This is a genomic window from Primorskyibacter aestuariivivens (genome assembly GCF_028023675.1).
Lineage (GTDB): Bacteria > Pseudomonadota > Alphaproteobacteria > Rhodobacterales > Rhodobacteraceae > Marinovum > Marinovum aestuariivivens.
The window spans coordinates 163,169-178,479 of record NZ_JAQIOZ010000001.1 but is presented as its reverse complement, the minus strand read 5'-3'; the positions used below and the strand labels follow the sequence as shown (position 1 = coordinate 178,479).

Here is a 15,311-nt window from a genome sequence, read left to right as displayed (position 1 = left end):
CAAGCTTAGGCGCAAGTCTCAGGCTGCGTCCAGTGCCGTATTGCCCAGCCAGTCGGTCCATGCGGCCTTGGCCCGGTCGGTATAGGCCTTGTATCGGTCCTTGCGGCCGCGCCGCCCGCCCTTGAGCCCGTCCACCGGGCGGAACAGCCCGAAATTCACGTTCATCGGCTGGAAGGTCTTGGCCTCGGCCCCGCCGGTGATGTGGTGGATGAGCGCGCCCATGGCGCTGTCCTGCGGCACCTCCGGCAGGTCGCGGCCAAGGATCTCTGCTGCCGCCAGACGCCCGGCCAAGAGGCCCATGGCGGCGCTTTCCACATATCCCTCGACCCCGGTGATCTGACCAGCAAAACGGATATTCGGGCGGGATTTCAGGCGCATCTGCGCGTCAAGCAATGTGGGCGAATTGATAAAGGTGTTGCGATGAATGCCGCCCAGACGGGCAAAGCGGGCGTTTTCCAGCCCGGGGATCATGCGCAGCACTTCGGTCTGTGCGCCGTATTTCATCTTGGTTTGGAAACCGACGATGTTGAACAATGTCCCAAGCGCGTTGTCGCGGCGCAATTGCACCACGGCATGGGCTTTGACATCGTGCTGATGCGGGTTGGTCAGACCCACCGGTTTCATCGGCCCGTGGCGCAGGGTTTCGCGGCCCCGCTCGGCCATGACCTCGATGGGCAGGCAGCCATCGAAATAGCCTGCCGTTTCGCCCTCGTGAAACTCGGTCTTGTCGGCGGCCAGCAGCGCGTCGATGAAGGCTTCGTATTGGTCGCGGTCCATGGGGCAGTTGAGATAGGCCTTGCGCTCGGCTTCCGTCTCGCCCTTGTCATAGCGCGACTGCATCCACGCTTTGGACATGTCGATGGACTCGGCATAGACGATGGGCGCGATCGCGTCGAAAAAGGCCAGCGCATCGGCACCGGTCTCGGCCCGGATCGCTTCGCCCAGCGAGCCGGAGGTCAGCGGGCCGGTGGCGATGATCCAATGGCCGTCGCGCGGCAATTCGGTGATCTCGCCATACTCCACCCGCACATTGGGGAGCGCCGTCAAAGCCGCCGTCACATCCTCGGCAAAAGGATCACGGTCCACCGCCAAGGCCCCGCCCGCAGGCAGGCGATGCTTGTCCGCCATCCCCATGATCAGGCCATCGGCGGCGCGCATTTCCCAATGCAAAAGGCCCACTGCATTCTGTTCGTCATCATCCGAGCGGAAGGAATTGGAACAGACCATCTCGGCCAGATGACCGGTGCGATGGGCAAAGGTTTCCACCTTGGGGCGCATTTCGTGGATCACCACGTTCACGCCCATGCGCGCGGCCTGCCAGGCCGCTTCGGACCCGGCCATGCCGCCGCCGACGATATGAAGCTCTTGTGTCATGGCGCTCACATACGTGCTTTTGCGCCCATGTCAAATTGCGCCTATTGCTCCCAGTTGGGCGGGCGCTTTTCGATAAAGGCGCTGATGCCTTCCTCGGTATCGCGATAAAGCATGTTCTCGACCATGACCTGACCCGTATGGGCATAGGCGGCATCAAGGTCCATCTCGATCTGTTGGTAAAACGCTTCCTTGCCGATCTTGACTGCTGCGCCCAGCTTGCCCGCCACCTGTTCGGCCAGTGCCATGGTTTCGGCGGCAAGGCTTTCGCCCGGCACGACGCGGTTGATCAGCCCCAGCGTCTCGGCCTGATCGGCCTCGATGAATTGGCCGGTGGTGAGCATCTCAAAGGCTTTCTTGCGCGGGATATTGCGGCTCAGCGCCACCATTGGCGTCGAGCAGAACAGCCCGATATTTACCCCGTTCACGCCAAAGCGCGTGCCCTCAGCCGCCACGGCCATGTCGCAGGAGGCCACCATCTGGCAGCCCGCCGCTGTGGCGATGCCGTGCACCTGTGCGATCACCGGCTGGGGCAGGCGGGTCAACCCGCTCATGACGCTGGCACAGCGGTTGAACAGGTCCGCGAAATAGGCCTTGCCGCCATCCTCGGATTGCCGCCCTGCGGTCATCTGCTTGAGGTCATGGCCCGCGCAGAACGCCTTGCCCGCGCCGGAAATGACCACGGCGCGGATCGATCGGTCCTCGCGCAGCGAATCGATCTGTTCCTGCAGAGCGGCCAGCATCTCGTCGGACAGCGCATTCAGCCGCTCCGGCGCGTTCATTTGCAGATAAGCGACAGCATTTGTGTCGCAACGTTCCAAAAGTGCCATCTTGCTCTCCCATTGGCTTGGCGGCAGCTTATCGCGAACAGGCAGGGGAGAAAAGAATGACAATCGTGGTTGATGCCGGGGAAATGACGGAATTTCTTGCGCAGGTGTTTCCTCAGGTCGAGGGCATGTTTACGATCGACCACATGGATGAGGATGTGCTGGTCATGCGCCTGCATGCCTCTGACCAGCATTTGCGTCCCGGCGGCACCGTGTCCGGCCCGGCGATGTTTTCGCTGGCCGATGTGGGGGCCTATGTGGCGACCATGGCGCGCATCGGCAAAGAGGCGCTGGCGGTCACCACCAATTGCTCCATCGATTTCATGCGCAAGCCGCGCGCGGGCGCGGATGTGATCGGGCATTTCCGGATGCTGAAGCTGGGTCGCGCGCTGAGCGTCGTGGATTGCCTGCTTTATTCCGAAGGGGAGGATGCCCCCGTGGCGCGGGCCAACCTGACCTATTCGATCCCGCCCAAGCGGGCATAAAAAAGGCCCGAGGTCTAAGCCCCGGGCCCAGGAAGAGGTCTGGCAGGTTCAGGGATGGGTGAGACGCCCGCGGGAGCGCCTACGCCTGCCAGAACGGACGAGCGGCCTCATGGTCGGCCATCTCGCGCGTCACGCCGATGTCATCGAGCAGATGATCATCGAGATGTTGAAGTGAATTTCGGGTGCGGCGCATGTGTTCCCATTTGACCAGGGTCACCACGATCTTGAGCGCCGCCGAAGAAAACGGGGTCAGGGGACGGTTGGCGAGGTAAGCCAAAGCCTGCGCTTGCGGAGAGATCATGTGTGCCATGGGAAAACCTTTCAAATTGTATTGACACAATATGGCGAATTGCCGTAGTTAATTGATACAAAGCCCGGTCTGGCGCGTCCATGGAAATATTGTGATGGATACAATTAAGGATCTTTATGTGGCGCAGAGCAGCGGGCCGAAATACCGGGCCCTTGCCGGTGCCATTCGTGAGGCGGTGGGCTCCGGAGCGCTGTCGCCAGGGGACAAGCTTCCGCCGGTGCGGGATCTGGCCTGGTCATTGGGGATTACCCCCGGCACGGCGGCGCGGGCCTACACGATCCTGACCGATGAGCGGCTGCTCAAGGCCGAGGTCGGGCGCGGGACATTCGTCGCGGGAGAAGAGCGTGAAACCGGGCTGCTGCCTGATCCCTTCGTCAATCGCGATCCCGCCCCGCATGACTCCGGCGGGCAGGTCTATCCGGTCTCGCTCATGTCGCCGGGCATGCCGAATGCCGGACAATCTTTTCTCGTCAAGGAGTTGCTGGCCAAAGTTGCCGCTGACCCGCCCTCTGGCATCATGCATTATCCGACGCGGGAATCATTCCGTCCGGCGCGCGAAGCGGTCAAGCACTGGTTGCGCGACACCCATTTGGGCGTGCTGGATGAAAGCGATATCGTGCTGTCCCATGGCGGGCAAAATGCGATCCTTTTGATCCTTCAGGCAATCCTTGTCGGGCGTCGCCCTGTCGTTCTGGTCGAGGAGCTGGCCTATCCGGGGTTCCGCCGCGCGGCCGAGCTTTTGCGCGCTGAGGTCGTGCCGGTGGCGATGGACGAACATGGTATTCGTCCCGAAGCGCTGGACGTCGTGGCGGGGGGCGATGCGCAGGTTCTTTGTACCACGCCAGAGGTACACAATCCGACCTGTGTCCATACGCCCGAGAGTCGTCGGCGTGACATTGTAGAGATCGCAAGGCGACACAATCTGCAGATTCTGGAGGATGATTGCTACAGGCTCGAGGATGCGCAGGCTCCCAGCTATCGCCAGCTGGCCCCGGAGCGGGGGTGGTATGTGTCGTCGATTTCCAAATCCCTGACCCCGGCGCTGCGCGTGGGTTTTGCCATCGCGCCCGAGGGGCAGGGGACCATGCTGCGCCGTGCGGCGGAGCACGGGTTCTTTGGTCTCGCCACGCCATTGGCGGACCTGACTGCCGCCCTGCTGACCGATCCCCGCGCCGAGCAGTTTGCAGAAGCGGTCGCAAATGGTTTTGACGCGCGGCTTCGCATCGCCATGAACCATCTGGGCGGGTTTGACCTGAAATGGCGGTCCGGCGTGCCCTTTGTCTGGCTGAGCCTGCCCGAGGGATGGCGCACCGCCGCCTTCTGCCGCGCGGCCGAGGGCGAAGGGGTGCGCGTGCGATCAGCCGAAGACTTTGCCCTGCGCGAAGCACGTGTGCCACACGCGGTGCGCATTTCGCTCAATGCCGCCGTGCCCGAAGAGATGTTCGACGAGGCCATCCGCAAACTGGCCGCTTTGCTGCACGCGCCGCCGGAGTCGGTGGAAGTTTGATGGGGTAAATTGTTACCTATTTTTTAAGTCGTTGAAATAACGAATTTAAATCGGATTTATGCGCCTTGACTGTGCAACGCGACCCTTTATAACCCGCCCATCGAATATCGGGCCCGCGCGTGTCGCGGGATCCTGCAACTGAACCGAAGGGCAACCTGCCATGAAAACCTTTTCTGCGACCCCTGCAGATATCGAGAAGAAATGGATCGTGATCGACGCCGAGGGCGTTGTTCTGGGCCGTCTCGCCTCGATCGTTGCCACGCGCCTGCGCGGCAAGCACAAACCGTCGTTCACCCCGCACATGGATTGCGGTGACAATGTCATCATCGTGAACGCCGACAAAGTCCAGCTGACCGGCAACAAGCGCGCCGAAAAGCATTACTGGCACACCGGCCACCCGGGCGGCATCAAGGAGCGCACCAAGGCGCAGATCCTCGAAGGCAAATACCCGGAGCGCGTCGTGACGCTGGCCGTCAAGCGCATGCTGCCGGGCAACCGCCTGTCGCGCAAGCAGATGACCAACCTGCGCGTTTACGCCGGTGGCGATCACCCGCATGAGGCCCAGAACCCTGAAGTGCTGGACGTCAAGAACATGAACTCGAAAAACACCCGGGTGGCGAAATAATGGCTGATCAAGTGAACACTCTGGAAGACCTGAGCGCCGTGACCGGCGGTGTCGAGGCTGTGGCCGAGGTCGAAGCTCCGCGTGAGCCCGTTCGTGACGAGCTGGGCCGCTCCTATGCCACCGGCAAGCGGAAAGACGCGGTTGCCCGTGTCTGGATCAAGCCGGGTTCCGGCAAGGTCACCGTGAACGGCCGCGAGATCAACAAGTATTTCGCACGTCCCGTGCTGCAAATGATCCTGCGTCAGCCCTTTACCGTTGCTGGTGTCGAGGACCAGTTCGACGTGATGGCGACCGTCAAAGGCGGCGGCCTGTCCGGTCAGGCCGGTGCGGTCAAGCACGGCATTTCCAAAGCGCTGCAGCTTTATGATCCCTCGCTGCGTGGCGCACTGAAAGCCGCTGGCTTCCTGACCCGCGACAGCCGCGTGGTGGAACGTAAGAAATACGGTAAGCGCAAAGCCCGCCGTTCGTTCCAGTTCTCCAAGCGTTAAGCTTCTGGAAAGATTTGGAAAAGGCCGCCCCATCGTGGGCGGCCTTTTTCGTTGGGGGCTTGACGGACGGCGCAGGATTGCCGATGGGGCGTGTATGGTTGAGTATCGGATGGAAGACGCGTGTCATCTGACACGGATTGAAAGCGGGGCGGTGGACCCGGCCAGGCTCACGCTGTTTTCCATCATGCGCAACGAGATGGGGTTTCTGCCCGCGTTCCTCGCGCATTATCGCTCCATCGGGTTTGAGCAGTTCCTGATCTTCGACGATAGCTCGGATGACGGCACCGGCGCTTATCTGGAGGCGCAGCCCGATGTGGTGGTGATGCGCGCCGACTGGAGTTTTGGCCATCCCATCCGCTACCGCGACCCGGACCGGGTGGTGCATGACGAACGCTTTGGCACCTATCTCAAGATCGCGCTGCCGCATTTGTTCTTTGACGGGGCCTATGTAGGATATGTGGACGCGGATGAATTCCTGTTCCTGCCGCCGGGTGTCTCCAGCATTGCCGAGGTGGTGGAGCGCCTCGCACAAGAGGGCGCGCCATCGGCCATTTCCACAGTGGTCGAGTTTTTCCCTGATGATGTGGCGGGTTTGTCCGGCGAGCTGCCGCAGAGTCTTGACGCGTTGCTGGCGGCCTATCCGTATTTTCAGGCGGAGCCGCTTGTGCGCTTGCGTCCCGGCGATCATCCGGAGCTTTTGGGGAAATCGAAAACCGCGCGACTTTTCAAGACGTTCAGCATCGAACCGAAAGTCGAGCGTAAGGGGCTGCAGCGCATCTACATGTCGTCCAAAGCCAAAAAGGCGCAGCAGTTCCAGAAGTCCCCCCGGCACAAGACACCCCTTGTCCTGCGCAATGCGCAAAGCCGTCTGACCGGGTCGCATTACGCCAACCTGCCGCCCAGTGACACGGTGCTACTGACCATCGCGCATTTCGTCTTTACGGCGCAGTTCGCTGACAAGATTGCCCGAGCGCGCGCATGGGGCGCGCATACCAACGGCGCTGCGAAATACCGCTACTACGCCGAGCTTCTGGACCGGATGCAGGCGCAGGGCGGGTCGTTTCTGGATGAAAATTCAATGCGTTACGAGGATGCGCAGCAGCTCATCGACTGTGGGCTTATGGCTTATCCCAAGACGTAACGCGCCGAGGGCCAAAGCGTGGCCACGCGCGGGAAGCGTTCCGCCACGGCGCGGTAGACCGGGGCGTAATGGCGGGCAATGTCGGCGGTGAGTGCCTCGGAGAGGCCCTTGGACGGGGCGCTGCCCGTGTCGCGCGCATTGACCTTGGATTTGCCGGCCTCTTCCTCGACCGGGACGCGGGCGAAACGGGCCAGCGCGGCGATGCCCTCGGGGGTGAACAGCTCCTCGAAGAAACAGATATGCACATCATTGGGCTCAAACACCGCCTCCATCGCGTCCAGCGTCAGGTCATAGCGCGACCGCGCGGCGGCTTCGGCGGTGGGAAAAAACGTGCGCAGGGCGGCCTCGATGTCGTCGGTTTGCTCCAACCGTCCCTTGGCCATGTCCATCCGCAAATGCGAGCGGATGCGGGCCACCGGGTCGCGCATGGAAAAGATCACTTTCGTTGTGATTTCAGCGTCTTGCATCCCGGTCTTGATCTTGCGCAGAAGCGGTGCGGGCAGGGCGGCATAGCTGGGTGTGATGTCGCCTGTCATGCGGATGCCGGGCTTGTCCAGCAGGTCCGCGAAATATTCGAAATAGCGGTCGCGGTTGGTCTGCATGCGCCAGCGCAGATGCCCCACGGGTTCCGCGCCGCCCAGCTTCAGCTTTGCCTGCACCCGCAGCTTTTCCAGTGTCGAAGGTTCCGGCACGCGGTAGCGTTCGAACACCGAACCAAGGTCGCTTTCCCAGATCTGGTATTCGCCCAGCCGCCCGAAATCCGACCCGTCCTGCCGGTTCAGATAGGCCTGAATCCAGCTGGAGCCGCATTTCTGGCCGCCAAGGCCAAGGATGAAGGTGCCCTTGCTCATGCAACCTGTCTATGCGTCCGGCGGGATGAGGCCAAGACCCCGCAGGTAAATCCCGATCCCGGTTTCCAGAAGATCCTCGGGCGGATAGGGGCTGCGCGATCCCGGGGAGCCGCGTACAAACAATTCCACAACGCCGTGGCTCATGGCCCAGATATGGGCCGAGAACATCGCCGCGGGCGGACGTTGATCCGCCGGGATATGCTGCGACAGGCCGGCGGCCGCCTTTTCCAGCACGCCCTTGGCGCGGGCGGACGCAGCGGCCAGGTCCGGCGTCCGGTTCACCGAAATGCCGCTTTCGAACATCGCGATATAGTGGCCGGGATATTTGCGGGCAAAGGCCAGATAGGCGCGGCCCGTCGCCTCGAACGCGGCCAGCGCCGAGGGTTTGCCATCGTCATAGGCATATTCCATCACATCGGCAAAGATGCCGTAGCCCTGTAGCGCGGCTTCGGCGATCAGGTCCTCACGCCCTTCAAAATGGCGATAGACAGCCGCCGGGGTCACACCGGCCTGTTTCGCCGCCTCCGACAGGGTAAAGCCCGTCGGCCCGCGTTCCTCGATCAGACGCAGCGCGCCCTCGATCAGGGCCTGGCGCAGATTGCCGTGATGGTATCCGCGTTTAGACATCCTGTGCCCGTTCAAGACCCTGTGCGGTCCAAAGTTCCGGCCCACCCGCGATCAGCGGATCGACCTGACCCAGCGCCTTTGGGTCTTTGCCGGTATAGTCGATCCGGCTGAGCACGCTGCGGATGGCGTTGATCCGGGCGCGGCGCTTGTCATCGGAGCGGACGATGGTCCAGGGCGCGGTGTCGGTATGGGTGCGCTCCAGCGTTTCGCCAATAGCCGCAGAGTAGGCGTCCCAGCGGTTCAGCCCCTCAACATCGATCCAGCTCAGTTTCCAATGCTTGAGCGGGTCGCTTTCGCGGCTGAGAAACCGGCGCAACTGTTCGGCGCGGCCCACGTTCAACCAGAGTTTGATGAGGATAATTCCCTCATCCACCAGCATTTTTTCGAAATCCGGCACCTGGGTAAAGAAATGTTTGCGCTGGTTCGGCGTGCAGAAGTCAAACACATGTTCGACCACGCCGCGATTGTACCAGGAGCGATCATAGAACACGATTTCACCCCCGGCGGGCAGGTGGTCGATATAGCGCTGGAAATACCATTGCGTGGCCTCGACCTCGGTCGGTTTGGGCAGGGCCACGACACGCGCCGCGCGCGGGTTGAGGTTCTCTCGGAACCGCTTGATCGTGCCGCCTTTACCCGCCGCATCGCGGCCCTCGAACACCACGGCCACCCGCGCACCGGTTTCGCGGGTCCAAGCCTGAAGCTTGACCAGTTCGATCTGCAACGCGTCCATGCATTTCTTGTAGGGCTTGTTCGGCATGCGCTCGGAATAGGGGTAGCCTTCGGCCAGCACGTCATCCTTGTCGGCGCGGCGGATCGCGTTGCGCACCGCGTCTGGGGCTGCGGTTTCAAAGAACGTGCTGATCGCGCCGTCAAAGGGCTTGGGGTGATCGAACATGGGGCCTCGCATATTTTTATTGAAATATGGACCTTTAGGGCGCGTGTTGCAATGTGAAGGGGTTTAACGTAGCCCGGCGCGTCGGGCCGCGCGGCGCACGGCGGCGACCACGGCCTCGGGGTCCGCATGATGCGGCATGTGACCGACGCCTTGCATCCGCAGCAGAGTGCCGTTGGGCATCTGCGTGGCCAGAATCTCAGAGTGGATTGACAGGCCAACGATCGTATCCTCTGTGCCATGGAGGATCTCGGCGGGCATGGTCAGCTCACCGTAATGGTGCGACATTTCAACCACTTGTGGGCGGAGGCCGTTGACCTGCTGGGCATTGGCCCGCAGGCTTTCACGACGCAGCGACAGGCCCGCCCCCACATGACGGTCATAGCCCTTTGGCACCGGCTGCGGGGCAAAGATAGCGGTGAGCGCATTGTCCACGCGTTCTTCCCCGGCAAAGGCGGTGATCATCGGGACGACCGTGGCACTGCCCAACGCAGAGGAATTAATCCGATAAAGCGGATCAAGCGATCCGGGCCATGGGTTTGACACCGCCGCCAGCAGCACCAGCGCCGCCGTATCCTCGGGACGCTCCAACGCCCAGGCCAGCGCCACTGCGCCGCCATAGGAATGGCCCAGCACCATCGGGTTGGAGACGCCCAGCCGGTCGGCGACCTTTTGCAGGAATCTTGCCTGTTCGCGCGGGGTTTCGCCCCTGGTCGATCCGGCACCGCCATAGCCCGGCAAACGTTCGGTCCAACCCATCCCGGGCCGGTCAAAGGCAATGACGCGATAATTGCCCTTGAGCCGGTCCACCAGATCAAAAGTAAAGTCCCGCACATTGCCCGATGCGCCATGCAGGAGCACGAGATCGGGGCCTTGCCCTGTGACCAGCGCATGCACCGTGGTGCCGTCGACCTCCAGCATCTGCCCCACCGGGCCATAGCGCGCCTCGGCCTCGGCCTCGCGCAGGTCGGCGCGGCGGTCCACCACCACTCCGCAGCCAGCAAGTGCAGCGACGCAAAGAAGCGCGGCAGAGGCGGTCTTGAGCATATGGGCTCCGGGTCTAGCGGCGCCAGTCCGTGCTGGTCTGGCCGATCAGGTTCATGTCGAACGGGGTCGTCAGGTAGACCTCGCTCACCCAATTTCCATAAAGAAGATGCGCGTGGCTGCGCCAGCGGTTCAGCGGCGGGCGGCTGGGATTATCGTCAGGATAGTAATTGCGCGGCACGTTGATCGCGGTGCCATTGGCGACATCGCGGTCATATTCTTCCTTGAGCGTGCTGTCGTCATACTCAAAGTGATTGAAGATATAGAGCGCGCGATGGGCCGGATCCTCGACCAGACAGGGGCCGACCTCGTCACTGCCCAGAAGCGTTTTCAGCCCCGGCGCGGCGTCGATCTCGGCCTGTTTCATCTCGGTCCAGCGGCTGACGGGAATGACGAAATCATCCGAGAAACCGCGCAGATAGGGCGAGGCCGGGTCAAGGTTCTTGTGCCGGAAACAGCCGAACGCCTTGTGATCCAGCATATGCTTTTTCACGCCATGGAAATGGTTGATCATCGCCATGCCGCCCCAGCAGACGCCAAAGGTGGAATGCACGTTGGTCTGGGTCCAGTCGAAAATCTCGCAGAGCTCGTCCCAATAGGTGACCTCATTGAACGGCAGATGCTCAATGGGCGCGCCGGTGATGATCAGCCCGTCATATTTCTCGGTCTTCACCTCCTGAAAAGGGCGGTAAAAGCTTTCCATATGTTCGGCGCTGGTGGTCTTGGTCTCATGTTCCGACATGCGGATCAGGTCGAACTCCACCTGCAACGGCGTCGCACCGATCAGACGTGCGAATTGCGTTTCGGTGGCGATCTTCTTGGGCATCAGGTTCAAAAGCGCGATGCGCAGGGGGCGAATGTCCTGATGCGCGGCCTGATCCTCGCGCATGACCATGACGCCCTCGCGCGTGAGCACGTCAAAGGCAGGCAGGTCATTGGGGATCTTGATCGGCATGGGAGCACTCGTCAGATGTCAGGGAAGGCCATAGTTAGGCGGCTTTGCTGCGGCGTTCAATGGCCTCTGCCACCAGCTCGGTGAAATCCGCATCACTCTTCACGCTGCCGATTTCGTCCGCCGTGACGGTAACGCCCCACTTCTCGGCCATCGCCTCGTAGAGCGGCTGGCGGTGGGCCAGGGCGGCGGCATAGGTGGCGCGGATGAAATCATCCGGGTCGACCTCTGTTTCGCTGATCCCCTTGTCGGCCAGATACTCATTCCAGCAGCGGTCAAGAAACTCAGGCTGGTACGACATCGGCTTGGGCGCACGGTGAAAGCGCTGGATCAGTTTCTGCGTATGATCCTCGGACCCCTTGATCCAGATCATCAGCGTTTGGCTCACCAGATGCGACAGCACCTCGTCATTGGGGTCGTTCGGGTCCACCCATTCACAGATCGACCCGCCCGTGTCACAGATGAAATGCGGATAGCCATAGAGCCGTTCGGCGCGGCGGATGAAATGGCCGGTGTCCAGGAGCGCATTGATCTCGGCCTGCCGGAATTGCCGCTGGCGGCGGGTATATTCGCCGTAGCTCAGCCCGCCCTTGTCGGGATTGCCGGGCTTGCCCAGATAGGCAGCGACGGGGGCGAGGTTCTCAAAGGTGATGTTCGAACCGATATAGATCGAATCCGACAGGAGCAGATCGCGCAGGAACGGCACTTTCATCGCCTCGGCCTTGGCGTTGTCGGCGATATGTTCGCCCATGTAGCGCGTGCCAATGCGGTAGTCGATGGAATAATGGAACCAGTCGCCCGCATCGCGCAACAGGTTGGAGACATAGGTCTTGCCCAGTCCGGACATGCCAAAGAACAGGATGCGTTTGCGCGGCGCGTCGCGCCAGTCGCGGGCAGTGGGATAGAGCATGCGGGTCGTCCTGAAAACCGGTTTGGCCTTGCCTATCATGCGCCAAGCGCGCGTCAAACCCTCGTGCGGTTTCTCCGGGCCAGCATGCGCCCATCCAGCACCACCATGCCCAACGCCAACAAACCGAAGCCCATGAGCGCATTGGGTGACAGCGTTTCGTCCCGCACCCATGCGCCAAGTGCGATGGCGACCGGCGGGATCAGCAATGTGACCAGCATCAGGTTGCCGCTGCCCACCATGGCCAGCACCCGGTAATAGAGCAGGTAGGCCAGCGCCGTGGCGGCCAGCGCGTAATAGGCGATGGCGGCGACGGTGGCCGGTTGCAGGGCCAGCGTGGGCACGCCTTCAGTCATGAGGGCCAGGGGGACCATGATCACGGTCGATCCGGTGAGCATCCCGGCGGCGGCCACCTGCGGCGGCAGGCCCGACAGGCTGAACCGCGCCCATGAGGAGGCCAGCGCATAAGACAGCGTGCCGCCAATCACCGCCAGTTGCGCAAGGCTGCGCAGGTCAATGCGGGTTAGGTTCTCGACCCCGATGGCCATCACCACCCCGGCAAAGCCCAAACCGACGCCCAGCAATTTGCGCCGCGTCAGCCGCTCATCGGCAAAGACCAGCGCCGCAATGAGCGCCCCCCAGATCGCCGTGGCGGCATTGAAGATCGAGGTCAGCCCGCTTTCGATATAAAGCTGGCCCCAGGCCATCAGCCCAAAGGGGATCACATTATTGAGCGCCCCCATGACCAGAAACGCGCCCCCGATGCGCAGGCTCCGGGGCAAGGGCAGGCGGCGCCACGCCACCACAGCCCAAAGCGCCAGCATCGCCCAGAAACAGCGATGCAGAACGGATGTCAGCGGCCCGATTTCATCCAGCGCAATGCGGACCGACAGAAAGGACCCGCCCCAGAGCAGGGCAAGCAGGGCCAGCTCCGCCCAGGCGCGGTTTGATACGGTTTTCTGGTCTTGTGTCATGAAGGCTGTTTATTGCGGACCGGCGCTCCGAATCCTGCGCAAAGAAAAACCCCGCCGCGAAGGACGGGGTTTCCTCTGTCCTGCGTGGACTGGATCAGAAAGCAAAACCAACCGTCAGGCCAAAGCCCGTGGCGGTGTTGCCGGTAAAGTCTGTCGGTGTGCTTGTCTCTGCGTCACCCAGCCAGGCATGTTCGATGCCTGCGGTGATCTTGGCCTGACCCAGTTGGTAGCTGCCGCCAAAGCCCACCGATGTGTAGCCATCGGTCGGTGACAGACGGCTGGCTGTGCCGCCTTTCTTGGTTTCATGACCCACGCGGGCAAAGAGCGACAGGTTCTCGGTGACCTGACGGCCCACGCCCAGCTGATAGGTGAAGACATCGTTTTCAAAGCTCACGATGTCACTGCCGGTTTCTGCCTCATAGGCGCCGGGGCGAACCTCCCACTTGGACCATTCGGTCCATTTCACCGAGCCAAAGACCAGCGTCTTGGGCGCAACGCCGGACTGGAAATCCAGCGTCCAGCTTTGCGGCATCTCGATTGAGGTGTCGGTGGTGGTGTTGACCGGCGTAAAGGTGGGAACGCCACCGGGCAGGGTCAGTTGTGTATAGGACTCCTGCGCGTCGAAATCGTGAGTAATGGCCGAGCGATAGGTCAGAGCCACGCGCAGCGCGATGTCTGGGATTTCATAGGCTGCGCCCAGAACATAACCCACATCCGTTTCGGTCGAAGACGACGCGGCATAGTCGCTGACGATACTGCCAGGAAGCGGCCCGCCGCCCAAAGCCGCAGGCCCATCCGGGTCAGAGGCAATATTCCCAAGCGCCACCGGGATCATGATATCCGCCGAGGAGGTCAGCAGGCTTGCGCCCCCATAAATCGACATGCGTTCATTGATCTGGTATTTCAGGACCGTATCCACGGCAGTCGAGTTCCACTGCGCGGTCAGCCCTTCGTAGAAACCCCGGCCATAGACGGCATCGGCACCATAGGGCTGGGACAGCAGCACCGCGGCGTCCAATCGGTCGGTGAGTTGCAGTTTCAGGCCAAAGCCGATCTGACGTTCAACATTGGACATGTCACCGGTCGAACTGCTGCCGCCGATAAAGGCCGCCGTGGCCGAGTAGTCGCCGGACACATCGGCATTTATCTGGCTGAACGAGAACTGCGCATAGTTGCCGTCCTCAAACAGGATATTATAGGCCGGACGCGCGCGTTCGATCCCGCCCGCGCTGGCAATACTCGCCACAAAACTGGCCATAACGGCCGTTCCCAGTACATACTTCATAAGGTGCTTCCCTTGTCTCTTCCCCGCGTGAACGCTAGCCAAGGGGCTGATTTCCGGTCAATTCCTGACCGTACGTAAGCTGGAAGGTTGTGCCGCGGCGTTACTTTTCTGTCGCAATCTGAGGTTGTCTGCGGGTTTCCGACCAGATGTTGAGGTAGTTTCCGCCAAAGATCAGCAGGGCACCGACAAAGACAAACGGATCCAGCGCCTCGTTGTAAACCAGCATACCGACGATGGCGATCACCGGCAGGCGGGCAAAGTCGATCGGCATGACCACCGTGGCGGGCGCCATGGACAGCGCCGTGGTCAGGCAGAAATGCGCAAGCAGCCCGGCGCAGGCGATGAGCCCGATCCACGGCCAGTTCGCGGCGGTGGGCAGGGCGATGTCGCCGTCGATCCCGGCGCAGATCAGGCCAAAGGCGCTTTGCATCACGGTGAGGTAGAACAGGATGCAGGTGATGGTTTCGGTCCGGGTGAGCCGCCGTGTGAACACCGCCGACCCGGCAAAGCCGATCGCGGCCAGCGCGGCGGTCAACTGCCCGAACTGGAACGTGTCGGGGCTGGGTCGGGTGACCACGAGAATCCCCGCGAACCCGATCAAAGCGGCCAGTACCCGCAGGGGCGTGAGCCGTTCGCCCAGCACCAGCGGCGACAGCAGGATGACCCAGAGCGGCAGGGTAAACTCCAGCGCAAAGACCTGCGCCAGCGGGATCACGGTAATGGAATAGAACCACAGGTTCTGGCCCGCGAAATGGCTGATATTGCGCATCAGGTGCAGGGGGATGTTGCGCGCGGTGATCTGGCGGCGGGTGCGGGCGAAGGTGGCCACGCTCATCACGATCACCACGCCGATCAGCGAGCGGTAGAGCATGATTTCAAACGTATCGAGATCAAGGCTGACCGCGCGGCCTGCGATTGCCATGGAGGTGAAAGAGACAATCGCCCCCGTCATCCAGATCGCTGCCTTGATCGTATCGCTCATCTAGGGTCCTGCCGGGCTGCTTTGGCGTGCACCATGGCGC

17 protein-coding genes are annotated in these 15,311 nt (G+C 61.9%); 5 read left to right on the top strand and 12 right to left on the bottom strand.

The window, feature by feature from the left end; all coding sequences use genetic code 11:
• Window positions 1-18 precede the first annotated feature (18 nt).
• Window positions 19-1,374, bottom strand: a complete 1,356-nt coding sequence (gene trmFO, locus PGB28_RS00945; RefSeq protein ID WP_271419592.1) for a methylenetetrahydrofolate--tRNA-(uracil(54)-C(5))-methyltransferase (FADH(2)-oxidizing) TrmFO — start codon at window positions 1,372-1,374, stop codon at window positions 19-21.
• A 41-nt stretch (window positions 1,375-1,415) separates the two neighbouring features.
• The gene (locus PGB28_RS00940; protein WP_271419591.1) at window positions 1,416-2,201 is read right to left on the bottom strand and encodes an enoyl-CoA hydratase; all 786 of its coding nucleotides are present in this window, start codon (window positions 2,199-2,201) and stop codon (window positions 1,416-1,418) included.
• Between the two features lie 56 nt (window positions 2,202-2,257).
• Between PGB28_RS00940 and PGB28_RS00935 the strand changes: the two genes are divergently transcribed.
• Window positions 2,258-2,683: a PaaI family thioesterase gene (locus PGB28_RS00935; RefSeq protein WP_271419590.1), complete on the top strand. Its 426-nt coding sequence runs from the start codon at window positions 2,258-2,260 to the stop codon at window positions 2,681-2,683.
• A 79-nt stretch (window positions 2,684-2,762) separates the two neighbouring features.
• On the opposite strand, the gene PGB28_RS00930 is transcribed toward PGB28_RS00935, so the two are convergent.
• The gene (locus PGB28_RS00930) at window positions 2,763-2,993 is read right to left on the bottom strand and encodes a DUF1127 domain-containing protein (RefSeq protein WP_271419589.1); all 231 of its coding nucleotides are present in this window, start codon (window positions 2,991-2,993) and stop codon (window positions 2,763-2,765) included.
• Between the two features lie 94 nt (window positions 2,994-3,087).
• Here PGB28_RS00930 and PGB28_RS00925 point away from each other — a divergent pair, with 94 nt between their 5' ends.
• The 4 genes from PGB28_RS00925 (at window position 3,088) to PGB28_RS00910 (ending at window position 6,754) form a co-directional block, all read left to right on the top strand.
• On the top strand, window positions 3,088-4,500 hold the full coding sequence (locus tag PGB28_RS00925; protein WP_271419588.1) for an aminotransferase-like domain-containing protein: 1,413 nt from the start codon (window positions 3,088-3,090) through the stop codon (window positions 4,498-4,500).
• A gap of 160 nt (window positions 4,501-4,660) precedes the next feature.
• A complete protein-coding gene (gene rplM, locus PGB28_RS00920) occupies window positions 4,661-5,125 on the top strand; it encodes a 50S ribosomal protein L13 (RefSeq protein WP_271419587.1) in 465 nt (154 codons plus the stop codon).
• Window positions 5,125-5,613, top strand: a complete 489-nt coding sequence (gene rpsI, locus PGB28_RS00915) for a 30S ribosomal protein S9 (protein WP_271419586.1) — start codon at window positions 5,125-5,127, stop codon at window positions 5,611-5,613. Before rplM ends, rpsI begins: the two co-directional genes overlap by 1 nt.
• Before the next feature lie 94 nt (window positions 5,614-5,707).
• Window positions 5,708-6,754, top strand: a complete 1,047-nt coding sequence (locus tag PGB28_RS00910) for a glycosyltransferase family 2 protein (RefSeq protein ID WP_271419585.1) — start codon at window positions 5,708-5,710, stop codon at window positions 6,752-6,754.
• Here PGB28_RS00910 and PGB28_RS00905 read toward each other — a convergent pair.
• The 9 genes from PGB28_RS00905 to PGB28_RS00865 form a co-directional block, all read right to left on the bottom strand.
• Window positions 6,739-7,605, bottom strand: a complete 867-nt coding sequence (locus PGB28_RS00905) for a sulfotransferase family protein (RefSeq protein ID WP_271419584.1) — start codon at window positions 7,603-7,605, stop codon at window positions 6,739-6,741. The genes PGB28_RS00910 and PGB28_RS00905 overlap by 16 nt on opposite strands.
• A 9-nt stretch (window positions 7,606-7,614) precedes the next feature.
• A complete protein-coding gene (locus PGB28_RS00900) occupies window positions 7,615-8,232 on the bottom strand; it encodes a TetR/AcrR family transcriptional regulator (RefSeq protein WP_271419583.1) in 618 nt (205 codons plus the stop codon).
• Window positions 8,225-9,130, bottom strand: a complete 906-nt coding sequence (gene ppk2, locus PGB28_RS00895) for a polyphosphate kinase 2 (RefSeq protein WP_271419582.1) — start codon at window positions 9,128-9,130, stop codon at window positions 8,225-8,227. Before ppk2 ends, PGB28_RS00900 begins: the two co-directional genes overlap by 8 nt.
• 63 nt (window positions 9,131-9,193) lie before the next feature.
• Window positions 9,194-10,174 carry an alpha/beta fold hydrolase gene (locus PGB28_RS00890; RefSeq protein WP_271419581.1) on the bottom strand — a complete coding sequence of 327 codons (981 nt, stop codon included), beginning with the start codon at window positions 10,172-10,174 and terminating at the stop codon, window positions 9,194-9,196.
• A gap of 13 nt (window positions 10,175-10,187) precedes the next feature.
• Window positions 10,188-11,126 (bottom strand): homoserine O-acetyltransferase MetA, encoded by a 939-nt coding sequence (metA, locus tag PGB28_RS00885; RefSeq protein ID WP_271419580.1) that lies wholly within the window; start codon window positions 11,124-11,126, stop codon window positions 10,188-10,190.
• Window positions 11,127-11,160: 34 nt separating this feature from the next.
• Window positions 11,161-12,033 (bottom strand): ATPase, encoded by an 873-nt coding sequence (locus tag PGB28_RS00880; protein WP_271419579.1) that lies wholly within the window; start codon window positions 12,031-12,033, stop codon window positions 11,161-11,163.
• 53 nt (window positions 12,034-12,086) lie between these two features.
• Window positions 12,087-13,004: a DMT family transporter gene (locus PGB28_RS00875; protein ID WP_271419578.1), complete on the bottom strand. Its 918-nt coding sequence runs from the start codon at window positions 13,002-13,004 to the stop codon at window positions 12,087-12,089.
• Between the two features lie 94 nt (window positions 13,005-13,098).
• Complete coding sequence (locus PGB28_RS00870) at window positions 13,099-14,289, bottom strand: OmpP1/FadL family transporter (protein WP_271419577.1); 1,191 nt, start codon at window positions 14,287-14,289, stop codon at window positions 13,099-13,101.
• 100 nt (window positions 14,290-14,389) lie between these two features.
• Window positions 14,390-15,271: a DMT family transporter gene (locus PGB28_RS00865; protein WP_271419576.1), complete on the bottom strand. Its 882-nt coding sequence runs from the start codon at window positions 15,269-15,271 to the stop codon at window positions 14,390-14,392.
• Between the last annotated feature and the right edge of the window lie 40 nt (window positions 15,272-15,311).

Coding starts and splice junctions, on each gene's coding strand:
- PGB28_RS00880 (WP_271419579.1), bottom strand. CDS start 12,033: ATGCTCTATCCCACTGCCCGCGACTGGCGCGACGCGCCGCGCAAACGC.
- rpsI (WP_271419586.1), top strand. CDS start 5,125: ATGGCTGATCAAGTGAACACTCTGGAAGACCTGAGCGCCGTGACCGGC.
- PGB28_RS00925 (WP_271419588.1), top strand. CDS start 3,088: ATGGATACAATTAAGGATCTTTATGTGGCGCAGAGCAGCGGGCCGAAA.
- rplM (WP_271419587.1), top strand. CDS start 4,661: ATGAAAACCTTTTCTGCGACCCCTGCAGATATCGAGAAGAAATGGATC.
- PGB28_RS00940 (WP_271419591.1), bottom strand. CDS start 2,201: ATGGCACTTTTGGAACGTTGCGACACAAATGCTGTCGCTTATCTGCAA.
- PGB28_RS00930 (WP_271419589.1), bottom strand. CDS start 2,993: ATGGCACACATGATCTCTCCGCAAGCGCAGGCTTTGGCTTACCTCGCC.
- PGB28_RS00935 (WP_271419590.1), top strand. CDS start 2,258: ATGACAATCGTGGTTGATGCCGGGGAAATGACGGAATTTCTTGCGCAG.
- ppk2 (WP_271419582.1), bottom strand. CDS start 9,130: ATGTTCGATCACCCCAAGCCCTTTGACGGCGCGATCAGCACGTTCTTT.
- PGB28_RS00870 (WP_271419577.1), bottom strand. CDS start 14,289: ATGAAGTATGTACTGGGAACGGCCGTTATGGCCAGTTTTGTGGCGAGT.
- PGB28_RS00890 (WP_271419581.1), bottom strand. CDS start 10,174: ATGCTCAAGACCGCCTCTGCCGCGCTTCTTTGCGTCGCTGCACTTGCT.
- PGB28_RS00865 (WP_271419576.1), bottom strand. CDS start 15,271: ATGAGCGATACGATCAAGGCAGCGATCTGGATGACGGGGGCGATTGTC.
- metA (WP_271419580.1), bottom strand. CDS start 11,126: ATGCCGATCAAGATCCCCAATGACCTGCCTGCCTTTGACGTGCTCACG.
- PGB28_RS00905 (WP_271419584.1), bottom strand. CDS start 7,605: ATGAGCAAGGGCACCTTCATCCTTGGCCTTGGCGGCCAGAAATGCGGC.
- PGB28_RS00910 (WP_271419585.1), top strand. CDS start 5,708: ATGGTTGAGTATCGGATGGAAGACGCGTGTCATCTGACACGGATTGAA.
- PGB28_RS00900 (WP_271419583.1), bottom strand. CDS start 8,232: ATGTCTAAACGCGGATACCATCACGGCAATCTGCGCCAGGCCCTGATC.
- PGB28_RS00875 (WP_271419578.1), bottom strand. CDS start 13,004: ATGACACAAGACCAGAAAACCGTATCAAACCGCGCCTGGGCGGAGCTG.
- trmFO (WP_271419592.1), bottom strand. CDS start 1,374: ATGACACAAGAGCTTCATATCGTCGGCGGCGGCATGGCCGGGTCCGAA.